The 20,963-nt window shown below is 67.0% G+C and carries 21 protein-coding genes and 1 riboswitch; of the genes, 5 read left to right on the forward strand and 16 right to left on the reverse strand.

Going from position 1 to position 20,963, the window contains the following annotated elements; all coding sequences use genetic code 11:
- Positions 1–3 precede the first annotated feature (3 nt).
- From C5689_RS05865 to C5689_RS05920, 12 genes are read right to left on the reverse strand one after another with little or no spacing between them, the layout of a single operon-like run.
- Positions 4–1,329 (reverse strand): cobyrinic acid a,c-diamide synthase CobB, encoded by a 1,326-nt coding sequence (locus C5689_RS05865; protein ID WP_108916329.1) that lies wholly within the window; start codon positions 1,327–1,329, stop codon positions 4–6.
- Positions 1,326–2,093, reverse strand: a complete 768-nt coding sequence (gene cobM, locus C5689_RS05870; RefSeq protein ID WP_108916330.1) for a precorrin-4 C(11)-methyltransferase — start codon at positions 2,091–2,093, stop codon at positions 1,326–1,328. Before cobM ends, C5689_RS05865 begins: the two co-directional genes overlap by 4 nt.
- The gene (locus C5689_RS05875; protein WP_108916331.1) at positions 2,090–2,578 is read right to left on the reverse strand and encodes a cobalamin biosynthesis protein; all 489 of its coding nucleotides are present in this window, start codon (positions 2,576–2,578) and stop codon (positions 2,090–2,092) included. The genes cobM and C5689_RS05875 overlap by 4 nt, the downstream gene beginning before the upstream one ends.
- The gene (cbiE, locus tag C5689_RS05880) at positions 2,557–3,765 is read right to left on the reverse strand and encodes a precorrin-6y C5,15-methyltransferase (decarboxylating) subunit CbiE (protein ID WP_108916332.1); all 1,209 of its coding nucleotides are present in this window, start codon (positions 3,763–3,765) and stop codon (positions 2,557–2,559) included. Before cbiE ends, C5689_RS05875 begins: the two co-directional genes overlap by 22 nt.
- On the reverse strand, positions 3,762–4,529 hold the full coding sequence (cobJ, locus tag C5689_RS05885) for a precorrin-3B C(17)-methyltransferase (protein WP_108916333.1): 768 nt from the start codon (positions 4,527–4,529) through the stop codon (positions 3,762–3,764). The genes cbiE and cobJ overlap by 4 nt, the downstream gene beginning before the upstream one ends.
- The gene (locus tag C5689_RS05890) at positions 4,526–5,299 is read right to left on the reverse strand and encodes a precorrin-2 C(20)-methyltransferase (RefSeq protein WP_108916334.1); all 774 of its coding nucleotides are present in this window, start codon (positions 5,297–5,299) and stop codon (positions 4,526–4,528) included. The genes cobJ and C5689_RS05890 overlap by 4 nt, the downstream gene beginning before the upstream one ends.
- Positions 5,296–5,928 carry a precorrin-8X methylmutase gene (locus C5689_RS05895; protein ID WP_108916335.1) on the reverse strand — a complete coding sequence of 211 codons (633 nt, stop codon included), beginning with the start codon at positions 5,926–5,928 and terminating at the stop codon, positions 5,296–5,298. The genes C5689_RS05890 and C5689_RS05895 overlap by 4 nt, the downstream gene beginning before the upstream one ends.
- Positions 5,913–7,214, reverse strand: coding sequence for a precorrin-3B synthase (gene cobG, locus C5689_RS05900; RefSeq protein ID WP_108916336.1), 1,302 nt, complete (start codon positions 7,212–7,214; stop codon positions 5,913–5,915). Before cobG ends, C5689_RS05895 begins: the two co-directional genes overlap by 16 nt.
- Positions 7,211–10,633: a cobaltochelatase subunit CobN gene (gene cobN / locus C5689_RS05905; RefSeq protein WP_108916337.1), complete on the reverse strand. Its 3,423-nt coding sequence runs from the start codon at positions 10,631–10,633 to the stop codon at positions 7,211–7,213. The genes cobG and cobN overlap by 4 nt, the downstream gene beginning before the upstream one ends.
- Before the next feature lie 9 nt (positions 10,634–10,642).
- Positions 10,643–11,677 (reverse strand): cobalamin biosynthesis protein CobW, encoded by a 1,035-nt coding sequence (gene cobW / locus C5689_RS05910; RefSeq protein WP_108916338.1) that lies wholly within the window; start codon positions 11,675–11,677, stop codon positions 10,643–10,645.
- Positions 11,674–12,381, reverse strand: coding sequence for a CbtA family protein (locus C5689_RS05915; protein ID WP_108916339.1), 708 nt, complete (start codon positions 12,379–12,381; stop codon positions 11,674–11,676). Before C5689_RS05915 ends, cobW begins: the two co-directional genes overlap by 4 nt.
- A 7-nt stretch (positions 12,382–12,388) precedes the next feature.
- Positions 12,389–12,574 (reverse strand): CbtB domain-containing protein, encoded by a 186-nt coding sequence (locus C5689_RS05920; protein ID WP_108916362.1) that lies wholly within the window; start codon positions 12,572–12,574, stop codon positions 12,389–12,391.
- 31 nt (positions 12,575–12,605) lie between these two features.
- Positions 12,606–12,798: riboswitch (cobalamin riboswitch) on the reverse strand.
- A gap of 77 nt (positions 12,799–12,875) precedes the next feature.
- Between C5689_RS05920 and C5689_RS05925 the strand changes: the two genes are divergently transcribed.
- The 3 genes from C5689_RS05925 to cobO are packed head-to-tail and all read left to right on the forward strand — an operon-like array spanning position 12,876 to position 14,166.
- Complete coding sequence (locus tag C5689_RS05925; protein ID WP_108916340.1) at positions 12,876–13,205, forward strand: nucleotidyltransferase family protein; 330 nt, start codon at positions 12,876–12,878, stop codon at positions 13,203–13,205.
- Positions 13,202–13,507 carry a HepT-like ribonuclease domain-containing protein gene (locus C5689_RS05930; protein WP_108916341.1) on the forward strand — a complete coding sequence of 102 codons (306 nt, stop codon included), beginning with the start codon at positions 13,202–13,204 and terminating at the stop codon, positions 13,505–13,507. The genes C5689_RS05925 and C5689_RS05930 overlap by 4 nt, the downstream gene beginning before the upstream one ends.
- A gap of 20 nt (positions 13,508–13,527) precedes the next feature.
- On the forward strand, positions 13,528–14,166 hold the full coding sequence (gene cobO, locus C5689_RS05935; RefSeq protein ID WP_108916342.1) for a cob(I)yrinic acid a,c-diamide adenosyltransferase: 639 nt from the start codon (positions 13,528–13,530) through the stop codon (positions 14,164–14,166).
- 54 nt (positions 14,167–14,220) lie between these two features.
- On the opposite strand, the gene C5689_RS18455 is transcribed toward cobO, so the two are convergent.
- Positions 14,221–14,550, reverse strand: coding sequence for a hypothetical protein (locus C5689_RS18455; RefSeq protein WP_206605356.1), 330 nt, complete (start codon positions 14,548–14,550; stop codon positions 14,221–14,223).
- Positions 14,551–14,690: 140 nt separating this feature from the next.
- Positions 14,691–16,016, reverse strand: coding sequence for an Nramp family divalent metal transporter (locus C5689_RS05945; protein WP_108916343.1), 1,326 nt, complete (start codon positions 16,014–16,016; stop codon positions 14,691–14,693).
- A 464-nt stretch (positions 16,017–16,480) separates the two neighbouring features.
- Between C5689_RS05945 and C5689_RS05950 the strand changes: the two genes are divergently transcribed.
- Both C5689_RS05950 and C5689_RS05955 read left to right on the forward strand, forming a co-directional pair.
- Positions 16,481–17,362, forward strand: coding sequence for a tetratricopeptide repeat protein (locus tag C5689_RS05950; protein WP_108916363.1), 882 nt, complete (start codon positions 16,481–16,483; stop codon positions 17,360–17,362).
- 226 nt (positions 17,363–17,588) lie between these two features.
- Positions 17,589–17,771 carry a hypothetical protein gene (locus C5689_RS05955; protein WP_108916344.1) on the forward strand — a complete coding sequence of 61 codons (183 nt, stop codon included), beginning with the start codon at positions 17,589–17,591 and terminating at the stop codon, positions 17,769–17,771.
- 221 nt (positions 17,772–17,992) lie between these two features.
- Here C5689_RS05955 and serA read toward each other — a convergent pair whose 3' ends face one another.
- Positions 17,993–19,579, reverse strand: a complete 1,587-nt coding sequence (gene serA / locus C5689_RS05960; RefSeq protein WP_108916345.1) for a phosphoglycerate dehydrogenase — start codon at positions 19,577–19,579, stop codon at positions 17,993–17,995.
- A gap of 100 nt (positions 19,580–19,679) precedes the next feature.
- Entirely contained in the window at positions 19,680–20,852 is a 1,173-nt protein-coding gene (locus C5689_RS05965; protein WP_108916346.1) for a phosphoserine transaminase, read from the reverse strand.
- Positions 20,853–20,963: the final 111 nt, after the last annotated feature.

Here is a 20,963-nt window from a genome sequence, read left to right on the forward strand (position 1 = left end):
GCGTTACCGGCGGCCCTTTTTTTTCGTCATTGCGTGGAAGAAGCTTCCCGTGACCAGTCCCGCCCGCAGCCCCGCCGGCCGCTCCTCCTGCGAATAAGCGTCTGTAACCATCGCAAAGGGCTGGCCCTTCTCGCTCACGATGGTCGCGTAGCGGAACTCGTGTCCGGCGAGCGCATCGCCCGCCGCGCCCAATGCGCAATCGCCGAGGAGTCGCGCGCGCCTATAGCCCAAATGAAGTTTGCGCTGCGCAAAACTCGTCGTCAGATCGAGCAGGCCCGCCATCTCGTGAGCCGCGCCGGCGGCGTCGATCAGCGTCCGCCCGAGCGTCATATAGCCGCCGCACTCGCCATGGATCGGGCGCGTTGCGGCGAAGCGACGGAGTCCGCCGAGAAAGCGCTGCGCCGCGGCGAGGCGGCCCGCATGAAGCTCGGGATAGCCGCCGGGCAGCCAGCAGGCGTCGCAATCTTCGGGCGGCGGCTCGTCGGTGAGCGGCGAGAAGAAGACGATATCGGCGCCCGTCTCGCGCCAGCCGCGGGCGAGATGCGGATAGAAGAAGGAGAAAGCTTCGTCCCGCGCCACCGCGATGCGTCCGCCTCGCGGCCGTGGAATGTCGAGAGGCGCGTGGCCGACATCGGGCGATCCGCCCGCCGCGGCGGCGATCAGCGCGTCGATGTCGACATGGGACTCGATATGTTCGGCCAGCCGATCGAGCAAGGAGTCGAGGCCCGGCGTTTCGCCAGCCTGAACCAGGCCCAAATGACGCTCGGGCAGGGCGATCCCCTGATCGCGCGGCAGCGTCCCGAATATTTTTATCCCGATCGCTTCGATCGCCTCCTGCGCGAGCTTGCGGTGGCGCTCGGAGCCGACGCGATTGAGCAGCACGCCGGCGAGCTTCACCCGCGCGTCGTAGAGCGCGACGCCATGCGCTATGGCGGCGGCGCTCTGCGCCTGTCCCGAAACATCCATCACCAGCAGCACGGGCCAGCCGAGATGGGCGGCGATGTCGGCGGAAGCGCCGGTCTGCGCCGGCGCGCCGGGGACGCCGTCGAAAAGCCCCATCGCTCCTTCCGCGACGATGATATCGGCCTCCTCTCCAGCGCGTAACGCGAGCTGGCCCAAGAGTTCGGTCTCCATCGTCCAGGAGTCGAGATTGAAGCTCTCGCGTCCGGTCGCGGCGGCGTGAAAGGCGGGATCGATGTAATCCGGCCCGCATTTGACGCCCGAGACACGCAGCCCCCGCCGCGCGAGCGCGCGCAAAAGGCCGAGCGTCACGGTGGTCTTGCCGGCGCCGGAGCGGAGCGCGGCGACGAGAATTCCGGGGGCGGTCAGCGCCCGGCTCCCATCGGCCGGAAGCGGCGGTCATAGCCCGCGTCATAGAGCGCGCTCTCGCGGAAATCCTCGGACGCCAGCGCTGCGCCGACGAGAATGAGCGCGGTGCGCTCCATGGGCGCGGCGCCGGCCAGCGCTTCGATCGTGGAGAGCGTTCCGCGGAAGATGCGCTCGTCGGCCCAGGAGGCGCGATAGACGAGCGCTATAGGGCAGTCTGCGCCATAGAAGGGCGTCAGCTCGGCGACGACGCGCGAAAGCGCATGGATCGAGAGATGAATGGCCATGGTCGCGCGCGTCGCCGCAAAGGCGGCGAGCGTCTCGGGCTCCGGCATGGCCGATGCGCGGCCCGAGGTGCGGGTCAGCACCACCGATTGCGCCACTTCCGGCAGCGTCAGCTCGCGTTTCAGCGCGGCGCTGGCGGCGGCGAAAGCCGGCACGCCGGGGGTGATAGTGTAGGGAACGCCGAGCGCCTCGAGTCGCCGCGTCTGCTCGCCGACCGCACTCCAGATCGAGAGGTCGCCCGAATGCAGCCGCGCGACATCCTGCCCGGCCTCCGTGGCCTTTTGCATTTCCGCGATGATGGCGTCGAGGGAGAGCGGCGCAGTGTCGACGATGCGCGCGTCCGGCGGGCAATGGGCGAGGACTTCCGGCGCGACCAGAGAGCCCGCATAGAGGCAGACAGGGCAGCGCGCGAGAATATCGCGGCCGCGCAGAGTGAGCAGATCGGCGGCGCCGGGGCCGGCGCCGATGAAGTGAATGGTCATGGCGCTTCCTCTAACGCATTTCGCGCGATCGCGCAGGTGACGCCGGCGCTGGCGAGGCGCGGCCCGAAGAGACGGCTTCCCGCTCCTGCGCCGACCAGCGCCGCAGCCTCCGCCACGCTGCCGACGCCGGTGAGCGCCTCCACGCGCAGCGATCGGGTGAGAAGCTCGTCCTTGCGCGCGAGGAGCGTATCGAGCGGAAGAAAGACGAGCGGCAAATTCAGCAATCGTGCGGCTTCTTCGAGTCCGCTCTCGCCGTGCTTCGATTCGATCGTAAAAAGCGCAATCTCTGCGTTCGGATGAGGGTCCGCGCCGCCCTCATCCGACCCGGATACGCCGGGCCACCTTCTCCCGCGAGCGGGAGAAGGACCGCTCACATAAATTTCGCGAGCTTTCTCGATCAACGCGACGGCCTCGCGCGCCTCCACGCCGCAGCGCGCGCCTAGGCCGATGGCGTAGCGCGCGCTCAAGCCTTCACCGCGCGCCATTGCAGCGCCGGCAGCGCCGGCTCCAACGCGTGATAGGAGCCGATCGGCCGCGCTTTCGAGATCGCAATGCTCACCAGCTCGCCGCCCATGCGCCCGAAAGCGTCGATCAGCAGCGCCTGCGTCTCAATCGTCACCGCATTGGCGACGATGCGTCCGCGCATGGGTAGCGCGTTCCACGCCGCCTCTATGATCTTTGCTTCGCCGCCGCCGCCGATGAAGACCACATCCGGCGTCGCCAATCCCGCGAGCGCTCCCGGCGCCGCGCCTTCGACGATCGCGAGATCGGGAACGCCGAGCGAAACCGCGTTGCGCGCGATGCGGGCGGCGCGCGTCGCATTGCGCTCGATCGCAATGGCGCGATTGGCGGGATCGGCGAGCATCCATTCGATCGCGATGGAGCCGGAGCCCGCGCCTATGTCCCACAAGCATTCGCCGCGGCGCGGCGCGAGCGCCGCCAATGTCACAGCGCGAATGTCGCGCTTGGTGATCTGCCCGTCATGCTCGAACCAATCATCCGGCAGGCCCGGCGTCAGCGGCAGAATGCGCGCATTCGGCCCTGCGACGACTTCGACCGCGATGGTGTTGAGCGGCGCGATGTCCCGAAAAGAAAAGTCCTGCGCGGGCGCGCTGCGAATGCGCTCCTTCGCTCCGCCCATATGTTCGAGCACATGGATACGCGATTCGCCCATGCCGAGCGTCATGAGATGCGCGGCGAGACGCGCGGGCGTCGTCTCGTCCCAGGACAGGATCAGCAGTTTCCGGGATGGTTGAAGATGCGGCGTCACGCGCTCGAAAGCGCGGCCATGCAGCGACAGCAGCGCGCAATCCTGCTGGCTCCAGCAGAGACGCGCCGCGGCTAGGGCGAAAGCGGAAGGCGCCGGAAGGCAGAGAATTTCTTCCGCTGCGACATTGCGCGCGATCATATCGCCGACGCCGAAGAAGAACGGATCGCCGCTCGCGAGAATCGCGGTCGGCGCGCCACGATGCGCGACAATCGTCTCCATCGCGGCGGAGAGCGGCGAAGGCCAGCGCAGCGTTTCGCCCTTTTGCGGGCCGATCAATGCGAGATGACGCGCGCCGCCGACAATCAGCGACGCGTTGGCGATGAGCGTGCGCGCGGCGGGCGACAGCGCATCGACCCCATCCTCGCCTATGCCGATCAAAGAGAGCCAGCGCGCCGCGCTCATGGCGCCTTCCGCGACGTGTAGACGAAAGGCCGCGCGCCGTCGCGTGGAACGAGCTTGGCTCCGCTCGCGCCGATGAGCACGAGGGTCGACATGTCGACGACGCTCGGATCGGCTTCGCCGAGCGTGGTGATGATGAATTGCTCTTCGGCGCGGCCGACGGATTTCGCGAAAACGACGATGCGATCCTGTGGCAATTCACGGCGCAGCAACGCGAATGCGTCGTGAATGCGCTGCGGCCGCGCGCGCGAGGCGGGATTGTAGAAGGCCATGACGAAATCGGCGCGCGCCGCCAGCTCGAGACGATTTGCGATCGTCTCCCAGGGCTTCAGATTATCGGAGAGCGAGATCACGCAGAAATCATGGCCGAGCGGCGCGCCGAGCCGGGCCGCCGCCGCCTGCATGGCGGAAATTCCGGGTAGGACTTCGATGTCGAGATCGCGCCAAGCCGGATCGCCATTGTCGATCGCCTCGAAGACGGCCGCCGCCATTGCGAAAATTCCAGGGTCGCCGCCCGACACCACAGCGACCTCATATCCGCTCGCGGCGAGGCGCAGCGCCTCTTGCGCGCGCGCGATCTCGACGCGATTGTCGCTGGCGAGGCGCGTTTGTCCGGGCGTCTCGGGAACGCGCGCGACATAAGGCGCATAGCCGACGATATAGCGCGCCGCGCACAACGCCTGCTGCGCTTCCGATGTGAGAAAGCGGGCGTCGCCCGGGCCGAGACCGACGATGGAGAGACGCCCGCGCCGATTTGTCTGCGTCATGGCCGGCGTCCATCGCCGGGCACGAGGACGAGCGCGAAATAGGGCGCATCGTCGTCGCGCTTGTCCGTCAGGCGCATGATTTTTTCATCCGCCATCGTGCCGCGCTCGACATAGATGGCGCGCTCGGTGAGCTTCGCATCTTGGAGCGCGAGGCGCAGCTTGCCGAGATTGCCGCCGAGCTTCATCACCACCGCCGCATCGGTGGCGGCGAGACGCATGGCGAGCGCTTCGCGCGGCAGAGTGGCGGGAATGACGGTCAGAACATCGTCGCCCCATGTCATCGGCTGGCGCGCCGAGGCGAAGCAGCCAGACATGCCGGAGACGCCCGCGCAGACCTCCACGCTGAAGCGCGACGACAAGCGCGTCTGCAGATGCATGAAGGAGCCGTAGAGCATCGGATCGCCCTCGCAGAGCAGAGCGACGTCGCGGCCGAGCGAGAGATGCAGAGCGAGGCGTTCCGCGCTCTCTTCATAAAATGCCGCGAGCGCGGCGACATAATCGGGATGATCGAAGGGAATCTCGGTCGTCAGCGGATAGGTGAGCGGAAGTTCCGCGCAATCCTTCGCGATGAAGCGCGCGGCGATGGCGCGCGCATGGCTCGGCTTTCCGCGCTTGGAAAAATAGGCGACGATCTTGGCTTCGCTCACCTGACGCGCCGCTCTCAGCGTCATCAGCTCGGGATCGCCGGGGCCGAGGCCGACGCCGCGCAGAACGCCGAGCGTGATGCGCGACTCTCGATCTACGTGCAGATTCGGATCGACGATATTCATTCTTTCTCGCTCGCCAGCGCATTGATCGCAGCGGCCGCCATGGCGCTGCCGCCCTTGCGTCCGCGTACTATGGCGGTCGGAACGCGCCCATCGGCGAGCGCCGCCTCTTTCGATTCCGCCGCGCCGACGAAGCCGACCGGCATTGCGATGACCGCAGCGGGCCGCGGCGCGCCTTCGTCGAACAGCTCGAGCAGTCGGAACAGCGACGTCGGCGCATTGCCGATAGCGACGACGGCGCCCGCGAGTCTTTCTCGCCACAGCTCCATCGCCGCGGCGCTGCGCGTCGTTTTCATCTCTTCGGCGAGCGCGCGCGTGCGCGGATCGGCGAGGGTGCAGATCACCTCATTATTCGCTGGCAGACGCGCGCGGGTGACGCCGTGAGCGACCATATTGGCGTCGCAGAGAATAGGCGCGCCATTGCGCAGCGCGGCGCTCGCCGTTTCCGCGAAGCCGGGCGAAAAGACGATATCGTCGGCGATCTCCACCATTCCGCAAGCATGGATGATGCGCACGGCGACGCGCTCCTCCTCGCGCGAGAAACGCTCGAGCCGCGCCTCCGCGCGAATAATGGCGAAGGAGCGGTCGTAGATCGCGGCGCCGTCGCGTATATAGGTCAATGCGCCGGACATTGTGGCTCCTTGCTCGTAGCAAGCGCGATGCGCGCTTTCATTGCGTCTTCTATCTCGTTCACGCCGAGGCCTCGCAACGTCGGCGCATCGCTCGCGCGTCCATCGTCGATGAGATCGAATCCTCGCGGCGTCGCCACCAACGCGACCTGCGCCGTAGTGGGAGAGGCGCAGCCCTTGGCGCAGCCCGATATGTGCAGCCTCGCGCCCTCCGACGCAAGCCGCGCCGCGAGAGGGGCGAGAATTTCGGCGAGATCACGCGTCGGCGCATGCGCCTGCGGACATTCCGGCGCGCCGGGACAGGCGATGACGGAAAGGCGCGGATCATCCGCCACAATGACGAGGCCGCGCCCGGCCGCGTCCTCGACGATTTTTTGCGCGACATCGAGATCGGCGCAGGGCAGCAGCAGCGCGCGCCAGGGCGTGAGACGCAACTCGTTAAGGCCATGGACTTCGGCCAGCGCCGCGAGCGCGTGAAGATCATCCGCACGCAATCGTCCAGAGGGCGCGCCTATGCCGGCGAAGGCCCTCACTCCTTTTTCGCCGCTATCACGAGACAGAAGCGCTCCGAAAATCTCTGCTGCAGAGGCTGCGCGACAGAGCGATTCATACGGCGTCGACGTGAGAGCAGCCGCCTCGGCCAGCGCCTCGAGGCCGAAGGCGGCGACGACATTGCGTATGCGACGCAATTCGAATTCACGGCCTTTCCGCAAGACGAGAAAAGCGCGCGCGAGCGCGAGCGCCACATCGCTCGCCGTTTCCGGCGTCGCGAGAAAAGCATGCGCGCGCGCGCCATCGGCGATAACGGCGACAGTGTCGCCATGCGCCTCGAGGCGAATATCCATTGTCGAGGCGGAAAGGCCGAGCGCGCCGCCATCATCGACGAGAAAGCCGAACTTTCCTGGCAACGCCAGCAGAGCAGCGTCCTTCACGAGCGATTGCGCGAGACGCGCGACGAGGGCGCTCGCCTGCGCGCCGGCGAAAGGCGAGACGAGAAAATTGAGCACGCTCTCCGTCGCCGCATCTTCGGCGAGCAGGCCGAGCGCGGCGAGGCGGCGTTGCGCCTGCTCGAGCTTGGCTTCGCTCACGCCGCGCAATTGCAATTGCGCGCGCTGCGAGAGATCGATGAGGCCATTGCCGCAATCCCGCGCGATCGATGCGATCTCGCGCGCGTGCTGCGCCGAAAGACGCGGATGCGTGGTTTTCGCGCGCAAGAGAAGGCCGTCCCCGCTCTGCATCGGCCGCAGCGCGCCGGGGCACCAGCCTTGGATTTTCGGCGCGGCGGTCATAGCGACAGCCCTTCCAGCGCTGCGGCGACGCTATTGCGCCGCGTGCGCCACAAGCCGCGCGCTATGGCGCGCTGGAACATATCGCGAATGGCCTCCGCCGCGCGCGGATTGGCGGTGAGCAGAAAATCGCGAACATTTGGCGCGCCGAGCGTCGAATCGAAGACGATATCCCATTGCGCGTCGCGCACATGCGGCGTCGTCGCGGCGAAGGCGAAGAGATTGTCGAGCGTCTCGGCGATTTCCGCCGCGCCGCGATGGCCGTGGCGCATCTGCCCCTCGAGCCAGCGCGGATTGGCCGCGCGGCCGCGAATGACGCGCGCGATCTCTTGCTCGAGCGAGCGCAGCTTCAATGCTGCGGGCCGCGTCGCGTCGATATGGGTGATCTGCGCCGAGCCGCCGAGCGCTGCGTTGGCGGCGGAAAATCCGCCTTCGAATTCCGCGAAGGCGGCGCCGGTGAGCACATCTGTCTCCGCCATATCCTGCACATGCAGCAGAGCGTCGGCGAGGCCGACGCGCTCGCCGAAAGCCTCGCGCGCCGGCGCGCTCTCGCCATTGCGCGAGACGGCATGGCCGCCGGCCGCGAGAAAAGCCTGGCCCAATTCGTCGCGCGTCTCGCCGCGGGCGATGGCCTCGGAAAGGCCGAGGCCATAGCTTCCCTGCGCGGCGCCGAAGACGCGCTCGAGCGCGCGGCCGTCGCGACGCGCGGCGGCGAGCGGATTGGACCCGTCCTCTTCATCGAGCACAGCGACGGCTGCGACAACATCGTGGTAGAGCGCGATGAGGCCGGGGAACATGTCGCGAAAGAGCCCCGATATATGCAGCGTGACGTCCACGCGCGGAAAATCGCGGCGCGCGAGCGGCAGAATCTCGAAGCCGCAGACGCGCGCGCTGGCGTTGTCCCAGAGCGGCGTGACGCCCATCAGCGCCAGCGCTTGCGCGAAATCCTCGCCGCCGGTGCGGATGGTCGCGCTGCCCCAGAGATCGAGCACGATATTGCGCGGCCATTCGCCATGCTCTTGCGCATGACGCAGCATCACCTCGCGCGCCGCGCGGACGCCGATATCATGCGCGATGCGCGTCGGAACATGGCGCGGATCGATGCAGAAGAGATTGCGCCCCGTGGGCAGAACATCGGCGCGGCCGCGCGAGGGCGCGCCGGCCGGGCCGGGCTCGACGAAGCGGCCTGCGAGCGCGCGCAGCAAGCCGCTCGCTTCGGCCGCGCCGCATAGCCCCTCGCCGAATATGTGCAGCCCATCGCCGATGCGCATTTCCTTCACATCGCAGAGCCAAGCGTCGAGCCGCGCCAATGCTTCCGCGCGATCCGTGTCGCGTGTGACGCCGCAGTCCTGCGCGAGGCCGCTGCGTTCGGCGACATCGAGAATCGTTTCCGCCACCAGCTTGGCGCGGCGCGGATCGAGAGTCGCGGCGCTCGCATATTCGTCGAGCAGGCTCTCTATCTCCTCCGCCTCGGCGACGAGTCCAGCTTCGACGAGCGGCGGAGTCATATGGCCGATCGTCACCGCGCCGGCGCGGCGCTTGGCTTGCGCCGCCTCGCCCGGATCATTGGCGATGAAAGGATAGACGAGCGGCGTGGCGCCGAGCAAAACCTGTGGCGCGCAAGACGGGCCGAGCATCGCCGATTTGCCGGGTAGCCATTCCAGCGTGCCATGCGTGCCGAGATGGATCAGCGTGTCTATGCTTCGACTGTGGCGCAGCCACAGATAGAAAGCGATATAGGCATGGCGCGGCGCGAGCTCGGCGTCGTGATAGGTCTCGCGACGTTCGGCTCTGCTTCCGCGATCCGGCTGCAATGCGACGACGAGCTTGCCGGTCTCTATGCAGGAAAAGCGAAAGGCGCCTTTCGCGAGCGCCGGATCTTCTTCCGGCGCACCCCAGGCGGCGAGAACTTGCCTTGCGAAATCGTCTGGCAGATCGGCGAAGAGGCGCTGATATTCGGCGAGCGGCAGCTCGGCGCAATGCGCGGCGTCCTCGAGCGCGCGCATGACGAGATCGGGAGCTGTCGTCTCTCCGCCGTCATGATCGAGAGATCCGATTTCGTAACCGGCGTCGCGCAGCAGATCGCAAATGGCGAGCACGCTTTGCGGCGTGTCGAGGCCGATCGCATAGCCGCCGCGTCCCCGTCGGGCCGGATAATCGGAGAGCACCAGCGCGAGATTTTTCTCGCGATGCCCGAGGCGGCGCAGGCGCGCCCAATTTTGCGCGAGCGCCGCGACGTGATCTATGCGCGACGGCTCGGGCGAATGGCGGATTTCCGCGAATTCGCTCGCTGCGCGTTCGCGCGTTTGCGCCTTGAAGGAGACGGCGCCGGCGAAGATGCGGCCGTCCACCTCGGGCAGCACGACATTCATCGCGAGATCGGCGCCATTGGCGCCGCGCTTGGAGTTCTCCCAGGCTTCGCGCGTCGAAGTGGCGAGCGCGATTTGGAGAACAGGCGCGTCGGCGCGATCGAGCACCGAGCCGCCTGCAGTGCGCGCGGAGAAGGCGGTGGCGTTGAGAATCACATCGGGACGGAATTCTGCGATCGTCTGCGCGAGCAGCGTCTCGCATGCGGAGTCCTTGAGACTGGCGACAAAATAGGCTTCGACGCAGAAGCCGCGCTTATGCAGCGCATCGGCGAGCGCGACGATCGGCGCAAAATCGCCGGCGAGCCAGGCGGAGCGGTAGAAGGTGACGAGCGCGCGCGGAGCCGACGCCGCTTGTGCGCCGCTCGATTGGCCGGAGGTTCCCTCATCTTGAGGAGCCCGCGCAGCGGGCGTCTCGAAGGACGGGGGGGCCGTCCCCCTCGTGCTTCGAGACGGCGGCTGCGCCGCCTCCTCAGCATGAGGGGGAGGGTTAGCGCCGAGGGCGGTGCGGCAGGCTTGCTCACAGCGGCCGGCGAGCGGCGCGGGCGCGCTCTCGCTCCAGGGCGTGGGCGTGCCTGCGAGAGTCGCGGAGTAGCCGAGGAAGGAACGCAGATTGTCCGGGCCGCCGTCGCGGAAGAAGGACCAGATGCGCGTGAGCGCGTCGGAAGAAAGCGTGGAGGCGCGCTCCAGTCTTTCATCGCTGTGCATATCGCCCGGAACGATCGCCAGCGCGAAGCCCTGCATTCTCGCTGCGGTCGCGAGCTCATCGACGCCATAGGCCCAATAATCCTTGCCGCCGAGCAGGCGCACGACCACGAGCCGCGCATGACGGGCGACCTTGTCGATATAGAGATCGACTGAATAGGGGTGCTTCAGTCTGGCGAGCGAGGCGCAGCGCAGCGATGGGAGCGCGGCGTTCTGCTCATGCAACTCGGCGAGGAGGGAAAGCTCGGCGTCGGAGAAGGAGAGGAAGACGATCTGCGCGGGAGTCTGCCCGAGGTCGACCGCCGCCTCATTATCGTCGAGGCCATGGAGATCGCGCGCGAGCAGATGCATGGCGCGTCCTCAGCTCGTCAGCATGGCCGTCACGCCCGCGCGATCGAGACCCTTCTCGCCGATGACGACGAGACGGCTGGCGCGATTCTCATCGGCGCGCCAGGGGCGGTCGAACTGATGACGAAAGCGCGCGCCGACGCCCTGCACCAATAGGCGCATCGGCTTGCCGGCGATCTCGACGAAGCCTTTCATGCGCAAAACATCATGCGCCTCGGCGACGCGCGCCAAGCGCTCGATCAGCTCGGTCGGGTCGCGCGCGGCGGCGATCTCGACGATGAAGCTCTCGAAATCGTCGTGATCGTGGTCCTCTTCCGTATCATGGTGAGAGGGGCGATTGGCGAGATCGTCTTCCGCCGCGGCGCCGAGACCGAGCAGAATGGCGGGGTCGAGCCTGCCCTCGCTGGCGTACAGCAGCTTTACCGCGCGTGGCGCAGTGGCGCGGATTTGCTCCGTGACTTGCGCTTCCTCTTCCGCACTCAGCAAATCGGTCTTGTTGAGCACGATGAGATCGGCGCAGAGCAGTTGATCCTCGAAAACTTCTTCCAGCGGATTGTCGTGGTCGATCGCGAGGGTTTCGGCGCGCTCTTTCGCGATGGCGTCGAGATCGTCGGCGAAGCGGCCCGCCGCCACCGCCGGGCCGTCCACCACGGCGATGACGCCGTCAACGGTGAGATGCGGGCGGATCGTCGGCCATTCGAAGGCTTTGACCAGAGGCTTGGGCAGAGCGAGGCCGGAGGTCTCGATGATGATGTGCTCCGGCCGGTTCGGATGCGCGAGCAGCGCCTCGATCGCCGGCGCGAAATCGTCGGCCACCGTGCAGCAGAGGCACCCATTGGCCAGTTCGACGATGTTTTCCTCCGGGCAATTCTCCACGCCGCAGGCGCGAAGAATATCGCCGTCGACGCCGACATCGCCGAACTCGTTGATGACGAGTGCGAGGCGGCGGCCACGCGCCGTCTCGAGGATGTGGCGAATCAGCGTCGTCTTGCCGGCGCCGAGAAATCCGGTGACGATGGTCGCGGGGATTTTGGCGAATGTGCTCACGCCGCGGCCTCCGCGCTGGTCTTTGTCGAGAGATGCCGCCAGACGAAGCCGACCGCCGCGCCGACCAGAATCCAGGTGATCGCGTGAATGGCGAGAGAAGCGGCGGCGAAACGCGCGGCCAGTTCGGCCGGCGCGGTGCTCTCGGGCGCGGGCGGCTGCGGCGCGCCGATGAGATGCGGCGCGAGAATCAGCGCGGCGCCGAGCGCTTTGACGAGCGGACGCTCGACGCGCAGCACGGCGAAGAGCCCGGCGCCGGTCGCGGCCGCCGTGCCGATCCACCAGAGCTGGCGCGCGGCGAGATCGCCCGCGGCGCTGCCCGGCAGTTCCGGCGCGAGGCCGAGACTGGTGGCGAGGCCGGTGGAGGCGAAGGCGCAGGCGCCCCAGAGCGCGGCGCGCTTGGGTTCGATCGTCTCGCCGGAGAGCAGCATCAGCGCGAGCAGCACGAAAGCGTAGCCGACCGCGGTGACGCTCGTCGCGACGCTGGTCGCGGCGGTGCGCTGGAGGCCCGGCGCGGGCTCCCAAGCGGGCTCGGCGGCGTGCTCGTGCTGATGCGCCTCGCCTCCCGCATGAGCCTGCTCGGCCGCGGTCTCATAGACCTCGGCGGCGAGGATCAGCGGAGTCGTGGTGACATTCTGCAGGGCCGCGACCGCGAGCCCCGCGAGAAGGCCGGCCAATAGGCCGACCGCGAGGAGTCGCTGGATCACCGCTGCGTCAGTGGCAGGGGAAGCCGAGCGAATGGCGCGAATCATGCGCGGCGTTATGCGCGACGCTCGCATAGGAGAAGCCGGCGAGATAGACGAGGCCGGCGCCGAGCGTGAAGACGACCAGCGCGGCGCGCAGGATCTCGAGGCGGCTGGCGGAGAGAATCGCGGCGGCGGAAAGGGTCTTCGTGGTCATGTTCTGCTCCTCGCCGCCCCACCGGCGGCATTCGTGGTTTCGCTGGACGGCAGGTCTCCTGGCTCGCGGGTCGCTGCGCTCGCCGCCTTCCCGGGCTTTCACCCAGTGGCCTCACGGGCTCGCGCTCGCCGCTCACAGTTGCGGGGGCAGCCGCGGATCAGGGGCGAGCCCCATACCGCATTCCCTCTTCGCCTCCTTGCGGAGGACCGTCGCGAACAGTCATAATCTGGCGCTCGGGCGCCGTCAAACGGCTAGGACGTCGGAATTGAGCCGAGTCATGTCGGCTGCGAGGAGTTGACGAATGTCCACCCTGGTCTTCCCCGACTCGGAGGCGTTGGCCGCCGTCTGCCGTCGGCATCATATCCGCAGGCTCTCCTTGTTCGGCTCCGAGCTCTCGGGCTCGGCGCGGCCGGATAGTGATATCGATCTCTTGGTCGAGTTCGAGCCGGATCGCGAGCCGGGGCTGCTCGGAATGGCCCGCATCGAGACGGAACTGTCCGAGCTGCTCGGCGGACGGACCATCGACCTGCGAACGGCTGGGGATCTCAGCCGATATTTCCGAGAGGAAGTCGTACGCGAGGCCGAGATTCAGTATGCCGCCCTGACGATGCGATACGCATTCGCCACATGATCGAGGCTGCGGAAGACGCCGGCCGTTTCATCGCGGGACGCGTGCGCAGCGATCTCGATAGGGATCGAATGCTCACCTTCGCGCTGGCTCGCGCAATCGAAATCATGGGCGAGGCGGCTTCCAAAGTAAGTATCGAGACTCGCGTCGCCGCGCCCTCGGTGCCCTGGCGCGAGATCACGTCGATGCGCAATCGTTTGATTCACGCGTATTATGACGTCGACTGCAATATCTTATGGAAGACAGCGACGGAGGAAATCCCGGCGCTTCTGTCGTTGCTGACGGCAATCTCGACAGATGCCTAACCCTGCGCTTTATTAAAATCATGACCGACAGCAACGAGCCGCTCGAAGAAGACGCCGCCCGCCGCCATCGCGAGAAGATGGAGAAGCGCAAGGCTGTGCAGGACGCCGAGGTCGCCGGCAAGAGCATCGCCGAGAAGGGCCTGCTGATGGTCCACACCGGTCCCGGCAAGGGCAAGTCGACTGCGGCCTTCGGCCTCGCGCTGCGGGCGATGGGGCATGGGCTGAAGGTGGGCGTCGTGCAATTCGGCAAGGGCGCCTGGGACACCGGCGAGCGGCGAATCCTCGAGAAGCTCGGCACAGAGGAGGAGCTGCTCTGCTGGCGCACGCTCGGCGAGGGCTTCACCTGGGAGACGCAGGACCGCGTCCGCGACGAGGCTGCGGCCCGCCGCGCCTGGGACGCCGCGAAGGAGATGATGGCCGATGCGTCGATAAGACTGCTGGTGCTCGACGAATTGTCGATCGCGCTGCGCTATGAGCATCTGCCGCTGGCGGAGGTGGTCGAGGCGCTAACGGCCCGGCGCGGCGATCTGCATGTCGTCGTCACCGGCCGAAACGCCAAGCCCGAACTGATCGCCATCGCCGATCTCGTCACCGAGATGACGCTGGTGAAGCATCATTTCCAGGCCGGGGTGAAGGCGCAGAAGGGCGTCGAGTTCTGAGAGCGGCGTCCCGGCCGGCCGAGGCCTCGCCGGGAGCCGATCGACGAGCCGCGATCAGCAGACCCAGTGACGGCGGCCGTTCCACCAGCGCCAGCAGGCGTTGGGGGCGACGCGCGGCCCCGCGTAATAGCGTGGTCCCGCATAATAGGACCGTCCATAATACCCCCCGCCATAACCGCCGCCCCATCCGGCGTGGCGCCCGGCGTGATGGCCGTGATGGCCGTGATGATGATGGCGGCCGTGATGATGATGATGGTGGCGGTGGTGGTGGTGGTGGTGGCCGTGATGGTGATGGCCGTGATGATGGTGGCCGCGGGCGGAGGCCGCGCCGGGCAGCATCAGCGCGCCGATCAGAGCCGTTGCATAAACCATATGTCGAATCATGCCGTTCTTTCCTTGCTTTGATCGAGGAGGCTCTCGGCGCCGCCTCGGCTGGGAAAGAACGTCGCGCGCAAAGGGATTGTTCCGGCGCGCGCATGGTAAACGCCGCCTTGCCGGACCACATGGTCAAGGGAGGGTTAAGATCAGCCGAGGATCGCGTCGAGGATGAGCTTGCCGTTGAGCGCGATAATGGCCAGCGCGATGACGGCCGCGACGGCGGTGGTCGCCCGCGGCGCCGTGAGTTCGCCCATGAATTTGCGCGAGGCGGTGAACCAGACCAGGGGCACGACGGCGAAAGGCAGAGTGAAGCTCAGCACCACCTGGCTCAGCACCAGCAGATGGGCGGTCGCCTCTTCCCCGGCGATCAGCGTGACGGCGACGGCCGGGACGATGGCGATGAGCCGCGTGATCAGGCGCCGCAGCGCCGGCCTCATGCGCAGCTCGAGGAAGCCCTCCATCACGATCTGCCCGGCGAGTGTCGCAGTCACCGTGGAGTTGAGGCCGCAGGCGATGAGCGCGATGGCGAAGAGCTTGGCGGCGATCGGCGCGCCGAGCAGCGGGGCGATCAGCGTATAGGCCTGGCCGAGCTCGGCGACCTCAGTATGGCCGGAGGCGTGGAACACCGACGCCGCAAGCACCAGAATCGAGCCATTGATGACGAGCGCGAAGAGCAGCGCCAGCGAGCTGTCGAAAATGGCGAAGTCGATCGCCTCGCGGCGGTCGGCCGGGCCGGAGCCGACGTCGCGCGTCTGCACGATATAAGAGTGCAGGAAGAGATTGTGCGGCATCACGGTCGCGCCGAGAATGCCGAGGCCGATATAGAGCATCTCGGGATTTTCGATCAGCGCCCGGGTGGGGACCAGGCCGGCGGCGACCGCGCCGAGATCGGGCCGCGCCAGCAGCAGCTGGCCGCCGAAGGCGAGCGCGATGATCCCCAGCATGGCGACGACGAAAAGCTCGATCTTGCGAAAGCCGAGGCGCTCGAAGGCGAGCACGAGGAAAGTATCGAGCAGAGTGACGACGACGCCGAAAGCGAGCGGCAGGCCGAACAGCAATTGCAGGCCGATCGCCGTGCCGATGACTTCGGCGAGATCGGTCGCCAATATGCCCGCCTCGGCCAGGAGCCAGAGCCCCACCGAGGCCGTGCGCGGAAAACGGCGGCGGCAGGCGCTGGCGAGATCGAGCCCTGTGGCGAGGCCGAGCCGCGCCGTCAGCGATTGCAGCACGATCGCCATCAGGCTGGACAGGACGGCGACGAAGAGCAGAGCCGTGCCGAATTTGGAGCCGCCGGCGAGGGCGGTCGCCCAATTGCCGGGGTCCATATAGCCGGTGGCGACGAGATAGCCCGGGCCGAGGAAGATGAACAGGCGGCGAAAGCCGACGGTCTCGCGCGGGACGCGCACCGAACCGCGCATATCGCCGCGCGCCGAAATGAGCGTGGCGGAAAAATCGGGCGAGACGGCGTGCATCGGGCGACCTTCGGCTTCGCTCGCCTTCCTCCGAGGCGGACCTTCCTCGAACGATATAGGCCCCTCCCGCCGCGAGCGCCAGCGATCGGCGCCGGCGGCCGCGCAGGCGCAATGTGGACTGGGTCGTTTCTATGTCGCAATGCGTAGCCGGATGCGTCGTGGAGGCGTCCCGCATGTGGCGAAACGCGAAAACTTGTGACCTTGTTGCAACAGTCGTCGAGATAGTTTTCCGCAGAGCGCGCAAAGCGCCACATGCCCCTTTTCAGCCATAAACGCTGCGCTAATCTCGGCTGGTCACAAGGTCATCGAGGACATGGGGACGCCTCCCGCGCCGGCTCGTCGCGCGGGAGAACGTTCTTCTCGTTTTTGAACGACTGTCGTCGAACTTTCGACAGTGACGCATGGCGGTGGTGGTGCGCGGCGTTTTTTCGAACGCCAGCGGCGTTGAGAAAGTCAGATCCTCGATGATCGTGTTTCTCCAGGCGATTGCGTCGACGGTAGGGCCGCGCGGGCGTCTCGGGACGCTCTATCTCGCGCTCGGCTGCGCGACGGTCGGGGCTGTTTCCGCGGAGCGGGCCCTCGCCTTCGACGGGAAGGAGCCGCGCTCCCTCGCCGCCGCCACACAGCCGCTCACCATCTTCAAGGATCCGCGAGCGGCTCTGCGCGCCGGTCTCGAGAGCTATCATGCCGGCAACGCCAAAAAGTCGGTGGAGGCGCTGCGCTACGCCGCCGATGGCGGGGAATCGCTCGCTCAGTGGAAGCTCGGCCGCATGTATGCGGAGGGGGACGGCGTCACCCGCGACGACGCCAAGGCCTATGCCTATTTCTCCAAGCTCGTCGATCATTTCGCCGATGACGAGCCGAGCCCGCGCGAGCGGTTGATGGCGGCCGGCGCCTTTGTGGCCGTCGGCGTCTATTATCTCGAGGGCATCGCCGCCGCGAAGATCGAGCCGGACGCCGGCCGCGCCTTCGATCTCTTCCGTTACGCCGCGACCTATTTCGGAAACGCCGACGCTCAATATAACCTCGCGCGCATGTATCTCGACGGCAATGGCGTCTCCAAGGATGCGCGCCAGGCCGCCAATTGGCTCGATCTCGCCGCGCGCAAGGGCCATGCGCCGTCGCAGGCGCTGCTCGGCCATCTTATGTTCAACGGCGAGGCCGGCGGTCCGCCGCAGCGCGCCCGCGGGCTGATGTATCTCACGCTGGCGCGCGAGGCCGCCGGCGATCGCCCGACCGATCAATGGATCGTCGAGCTGCATTCGCGCGCGCTGGCGCGGGCGAGCGAGGGGGACCGCAAAGCGGCCGTGGCCATGCTCGAATATTACCTGACGCGCCGGGACTGAGGCGCCTTCCTTCTCGCATAATGCGACATGAGGCGATCCTGGAGCCGTCGGGCCTCGGGGTCGCCTTTTTGCGTCCATGCTTCCGTTGCGCATTGAAACTGACTAATTTTGTCGCGCGCCTACATGCCGCATTGAAACTGGAAACGAGATGGTGTAGGCTTGCGCCGATGCGCCGCATCAAGTGCAAAAAAAACAAAATAAGCACCAACATTCGGAGGATCGTCACATGTCTATCGGCACTCACAGCAGCGCGGATATCGGCAAAACCGTGCTTTGGATCGTCGGCATCACGGCGTTCGTCATTATCGCTCTGACGAAGGTTCCGGACTGGATTTCGCCGGCCGGCACCAATGGCACCGGCAACGGCTCCGATCCGGGCGTCGGCCGCACCGTGAAGATGATTCAGTAATAGAGACGATCCTTCGCCTTTCGGCTGTGGCTTCACTCCCTTCTCGTGAAGCTCGCGGCTCGGCGTCGATCGTGGACTTTTGAAAAGTCGTCACTCGATCCGCCTCCTCCGCCTCGATGTCGCGACATCGAGGCGGAGTGAGGCGGACGAGGAGGCGCCGGGTAAACGCTCCCCGTCTGCAGCCGAGGCGTTCCGCCTTGTGAAAAGCGCCGCTCTTTCCGTTAAAATCTCATAGTCGTGGCGAAGCGCACGCCGGGAAGCGCGGCGATCTCCCGCATCGTCTCGCGTGGCGCAGGCTCGTCGATCGCGACGAGGGCCACGGCCGAGCCGCCCGGCCGATCGCGTCCCAGAGCGCAAGTGGCGATGTTCACGCCCGCCGCCCCGAGCAGCCCTGCGAAACGTCCGATGAAGCCGGGCCTGTCGGCGGTGGAGACGAAGATCATCCGTTCGGCGAATTCCGCTTCCACGCGCACGCCCTCCACCGCGACGATGCGCGGCCTTTCATCGTGGAACACAGAGCCGGCGATCCTTCTCTCCCCCGCGCGCGTTATTACCGAGACGGCGACGAGAGAATCATAATCGCTCTCGCCGGAGCGCGTCGCTTCGTCGATCGCGATCCCGCGCTCCTTGGCGATGGCGAGCGCCGAGACGAGATTGACCTCGGCCAGCGCCGGACGCAGCACGCCGGCGATGGCGGCCGCCGTCATCGCCGCGATATTGCGCTGCGTCGCCGCGCCTTCGTAGACGACGGAGATGCGCTCGATCGGCGCTTCCGTCGCCTGGCCGAGGAAGGAGCCGAGCTTTTCGGAAAGATCGACGAAGGGCGCGAGCCGCGGCGCTTCCTCGGCGCCGATCGAGGGAAAGTTGACGGCGTTGACAATCGCGCCGCGTGTCAAAAAATCCGACATCTGCTCGGCGATTTGCACGGCGACCTTCTCCTGCGCTTCTATCGTCGAAGCGCCGAGATGCGGCGTGCAGACGACATTGGGGCGCGAGAACAGCGGATTTTCGCGCGCCGGCTCGGTCTCGAACACATCGAGCGCGGCGCCGGCCACATGGCCTTCATCCAGCGCCGCGACGAGCGCCGCCTCGTCGAGAAGGCCGCCGCGCGCGCAATTGACGAGGCGCACGCCGCGCTTCGTCCTGCTCAGCGATTGCGCGTTCAGCAGATGCCGCGTCTTGGCGGTGAGCGGCGTGTGCAGAGTGACGAAATCGGCGCGCGCCAGCAGCTGTTCGAGATCGACCGGCTCGACGCCGAGCCTTATGGCGCGCTCCTCGGTGAGGAAGGGATCATAGGCGATGACGCGCATCGAAAAGCCGAGCGCGCGAGTCGCGACATTGGCGCCGACATTGCCGCAGCCGATGATTCCGAGCGTCTTGCCGGCGAGCTCGACGCCCATGAATTTGCTCTTCTCCCATTTGCCGGCGCGTGTGGAGGCGTCGGCGGCGGGAATTTGCCGCGCCAGCGAAAGCATCAGCGCCATCGTATGCTCGGCGGTGGTGATCGAATTGCCGAAGGGCGTGTTCATCACGATGACGCCGCGAGCCGTCGCTGCGGCCACATCGACATTGTCGACGCCGACGCCCGCGCGGCCGACGACCTTCAGCCGCTCGGCACGCGCGAGCAGCGTCTTGTCGACTTGCGTGGTCGAGCGAATGGCGAGGCCGTCATAGGCGCCGATGGCGGCGGCGAGCGCGCTCGGCTCCTTGCCGAGCTCCGGCCGATAATCGGACTCTATCTCGCGCGAGCGGAACAGCTCCAGCGCGGTGGGCGAAAGCGCGTCGGAAACGAGCACGCGTATTGGCATGAAGGCCTCCCTCGGGCCGAGCCCGAGATTTCGCCCCCTGCGGCGCCGCGCTGGCGCGGCGGCCGTCCCTTTCCCTAGATCGTGACGAGCGGCGCGCGACTCAAGCCGCTTTGGCCGCCTGCGCCGCCGCCTCGGCATAGGCCCAGTCGATCCATTGCGTCAGCGCCGCGACGTCGCTGGCCTCCACCGTGGCGCCGCACCAGATGCGCAGGCCGGGCGGAGCGTCGCGATAGGCGCCGAAGTCGAAGCCCGCGCCTTCTTTTTCGATGAGGCCGACGATGCGCGCGGCGAGCGCCGATTGCTCGGCGCGCGGCAGGGCGGCGACGGCGGGATCGGCGAAGACGAGGCAGACGCCGGTGTTGGAGCGCGTCGCCGGATCCTGGGCGAGATGGGTGAACCAGGGCGTTTTCTCGACCCAGTCATGCACCACTTTGGCGTTGGCGTTGGCGCGCGCGAAGAGCGCGTCGAGACCGCCGATCGATTTGGCCCATTTCAGCGTGTCGAGATAATCCTCGACGCAGAGCATGGAGGGCGTGTTGATCGTGTCGCCCTCGAAAATGCTTTCGATCAGCTTGCCGTTTTTGGTGAGGCGGAAAATCTTCGGCAGCGGCCAGGCGGGCGTGTAGCTCTCGAGCCGCTCGACGGCGCGCGGCGAGAGAATCAGCATTCCATGCGCCGCCTCGCCGCCCATCACCTTCTGCCAGGAGTAGGTGACGACATCGAGCTTGTCGAAATCGAGCGGCTGCGCGAAAGCGGCCGAGGTGGCGTCGCAGATGGTCAGCCCCTTGCGGTCGGCGGGGATGAAATCCGCGTTCGGCACGCGCACGCCGGCGGTGGTGCCGTTCCAGGCGAAGACGAAATCATTGTCGAAGTCTATCTTCGAGAGGTCGGGCAATTCGCCGAAGGGGGCGACGAAGCTGCGGGCGGCGCCCGGCTTCAACTGCTCGATGATGTCGGTGACCCAATCGGCGCTGAAGCTCTCCCAGGCGGCGACATCGACGCCGCGCGCGCCGATCAGCGACCACAGCGCCATTTCGACGGCGCCGGTGTCGGAGGCGGGGACGATGGCGATGCGATGGCTCGCCGGCACGCGAAGCACCTCACGCGTCAGATCGATGGCTTCCTTCAGCTTCGCCTTGCCGGCCGGGGAGCGATGCGAGCGGCCGAGGGCCGCGCCCGCGAGCGCGTCCAGCGTCCAGCCGGGACGCTTGGAGCAGGGACCTGAAGAAAAACGTGGATCGGCCGGCTTCACGCCGGGCTTTTGAACGGGCATTTTCGTGCTGCCTCCCCGGGGCATGGATTTTCGGAGCCTGCGCTACGCGCAACACGTCTTCGCGTCAAGTCGGGCGCGAGCTGGGGCGGGGCGGTCGCGCCCGACTTGACG

The sequence above is a fragment of the Methylosinus sporium genome (genome assembly GCF_003113265.1).
Classification (GTDB): Bacteria; Pseudomonadota; Alphaproteobacteria; order Rhizobiales; family Beijerinckiaceae; genus Methylosinus; species Methylosinus sporium.

Excerpts from the sequence above, each read along its gene's own strand:
- cobN (WP_108916337.1), bottom strand. The coding sequence starts at position 10,633 with ATGCATCTGCTCGCGCGCGATCTCCATGGCCTCGACGATAATGAGGCG.
- cobO (WP_108916342.1), top strand. The coding sequence starts at position 13,528 with ATGACCGACAGCAACGAGCCGCTCGAAGAAGACGCCGCCCGCCGCCAT.
- C5689_RS05895 (WP_108916335.1), bottom strand. The coding sequence starts at position 5,928 with ATGTCCGGCGCATTGACCTATATACGCGACGGCGCCGCGATCTACGAC.
- C5689_RS18455 (WP_206605356.1), bottom strand. The coding sequence starts at position 14,550 with ATGATTCGACATATGGTTTATGCAACGGCTCTGATCGGCGCGCTGATG.
- C5689_RS05955 (WP_108916344.1), top strand. The coding sequence starts at position 17,589 with ATGTCTATCGGCACTCACAGCAGCGCGGATATCGGCAAAACCGTGCTT.
- C5689_RS05875 (WP_108916331.1), bottom strand. The coding sequence starts at position 2,578 with ATGGCGCGCGGTGAAGGCTTGAGCGCGCGCTACGCCATCGGCCTAGGC.
- cobG (WP_108916336.1), bottom strand. The coding sequence starts at position 7,214 with ATGACCGCCGCGCCGAAAATCCAAGGCTGGTGCCCCGGCGCGCTGCGG.
- C5689_RS05920 (WP_108916362.1), bottom strand. The coding sequence starts at position 12,574 with ATGACCACGAAGACCCTTTCCGCCGCCGCGATTCTCTCCGCCAGCCGC.
- C5689_RS05925 (WP_108916340.1), top strand. The coding sequence starts at position 12,876 with ATGTCCACCCTGGTCTTCCCCGACTCGGAGGCGTTGGCCGCCGTCTGC.
- C5689_RS05950 (WP_108916363.1), top strand. The coding sequence starts at position 16,481 with ATGATCGTGTTTCTCCAGGCGATTGCGTCGACGGTAGGGCCGCGCGGG.
- C5689_RS05890 (WP_108916334.1), bottom strand. The coding sequence starts at position 5,299 with ATGAATATCGTCGATCCGAATCTGCACGTAGATCGAGAGTCGCGCATC.
- C5689_RS05965 (WP_108916346.1), bottom strand. The coding sequence starts at position 20,852 with ATGCCCGTTCAAAAGCCCGGCGTGAAGCCGGCCGATCCACGTTTTTCT.
- cobJ (WP_108916333.1), bottom strand. The coding sequence starts at position 4,529 with ATGACGCAGACAAATCGGCGCGGGCGTCTCTCCATCGTCGGTCTCGGC.
- cbiE (WP_108916332.1), bottom strand. The coding sequence starts at position 3,765 with ATGAGCGCGGCGCGCTGGCTCTCTTTGATCGGCATAGGCGAGGATGGG.
- serA (WP_108916345.1), bottom strand. The coding sequence starts at position 19,579 with ATGCCAATACGCGTGCTCGTTTCCGACGCGCTTTCGCCCACCGCGCTG.
- C5689_RS05930 (WP_108916341.1), top strand. The coding sequence starts at position 13,202 with ATGATCGAGGCTGCGGAAGACGCCGGCCGTTTCATCGCGGGACGCGTG.
- C5689_RS05945 (WP_108916343.1), bottom strand. The coding sequence starts at position 16,016 with ATGCACGCCGTCTCGCCCGATTTTTCCGCCACGCTCATTTCGGCGCGC.
- cobM (WP_108916330.1), bottom strand. The coding sequence starts at position 2,093 with ATGACCATTCACTTCATCGGCGCCGGCCCCGGCGCCGCCGATCTGCTC.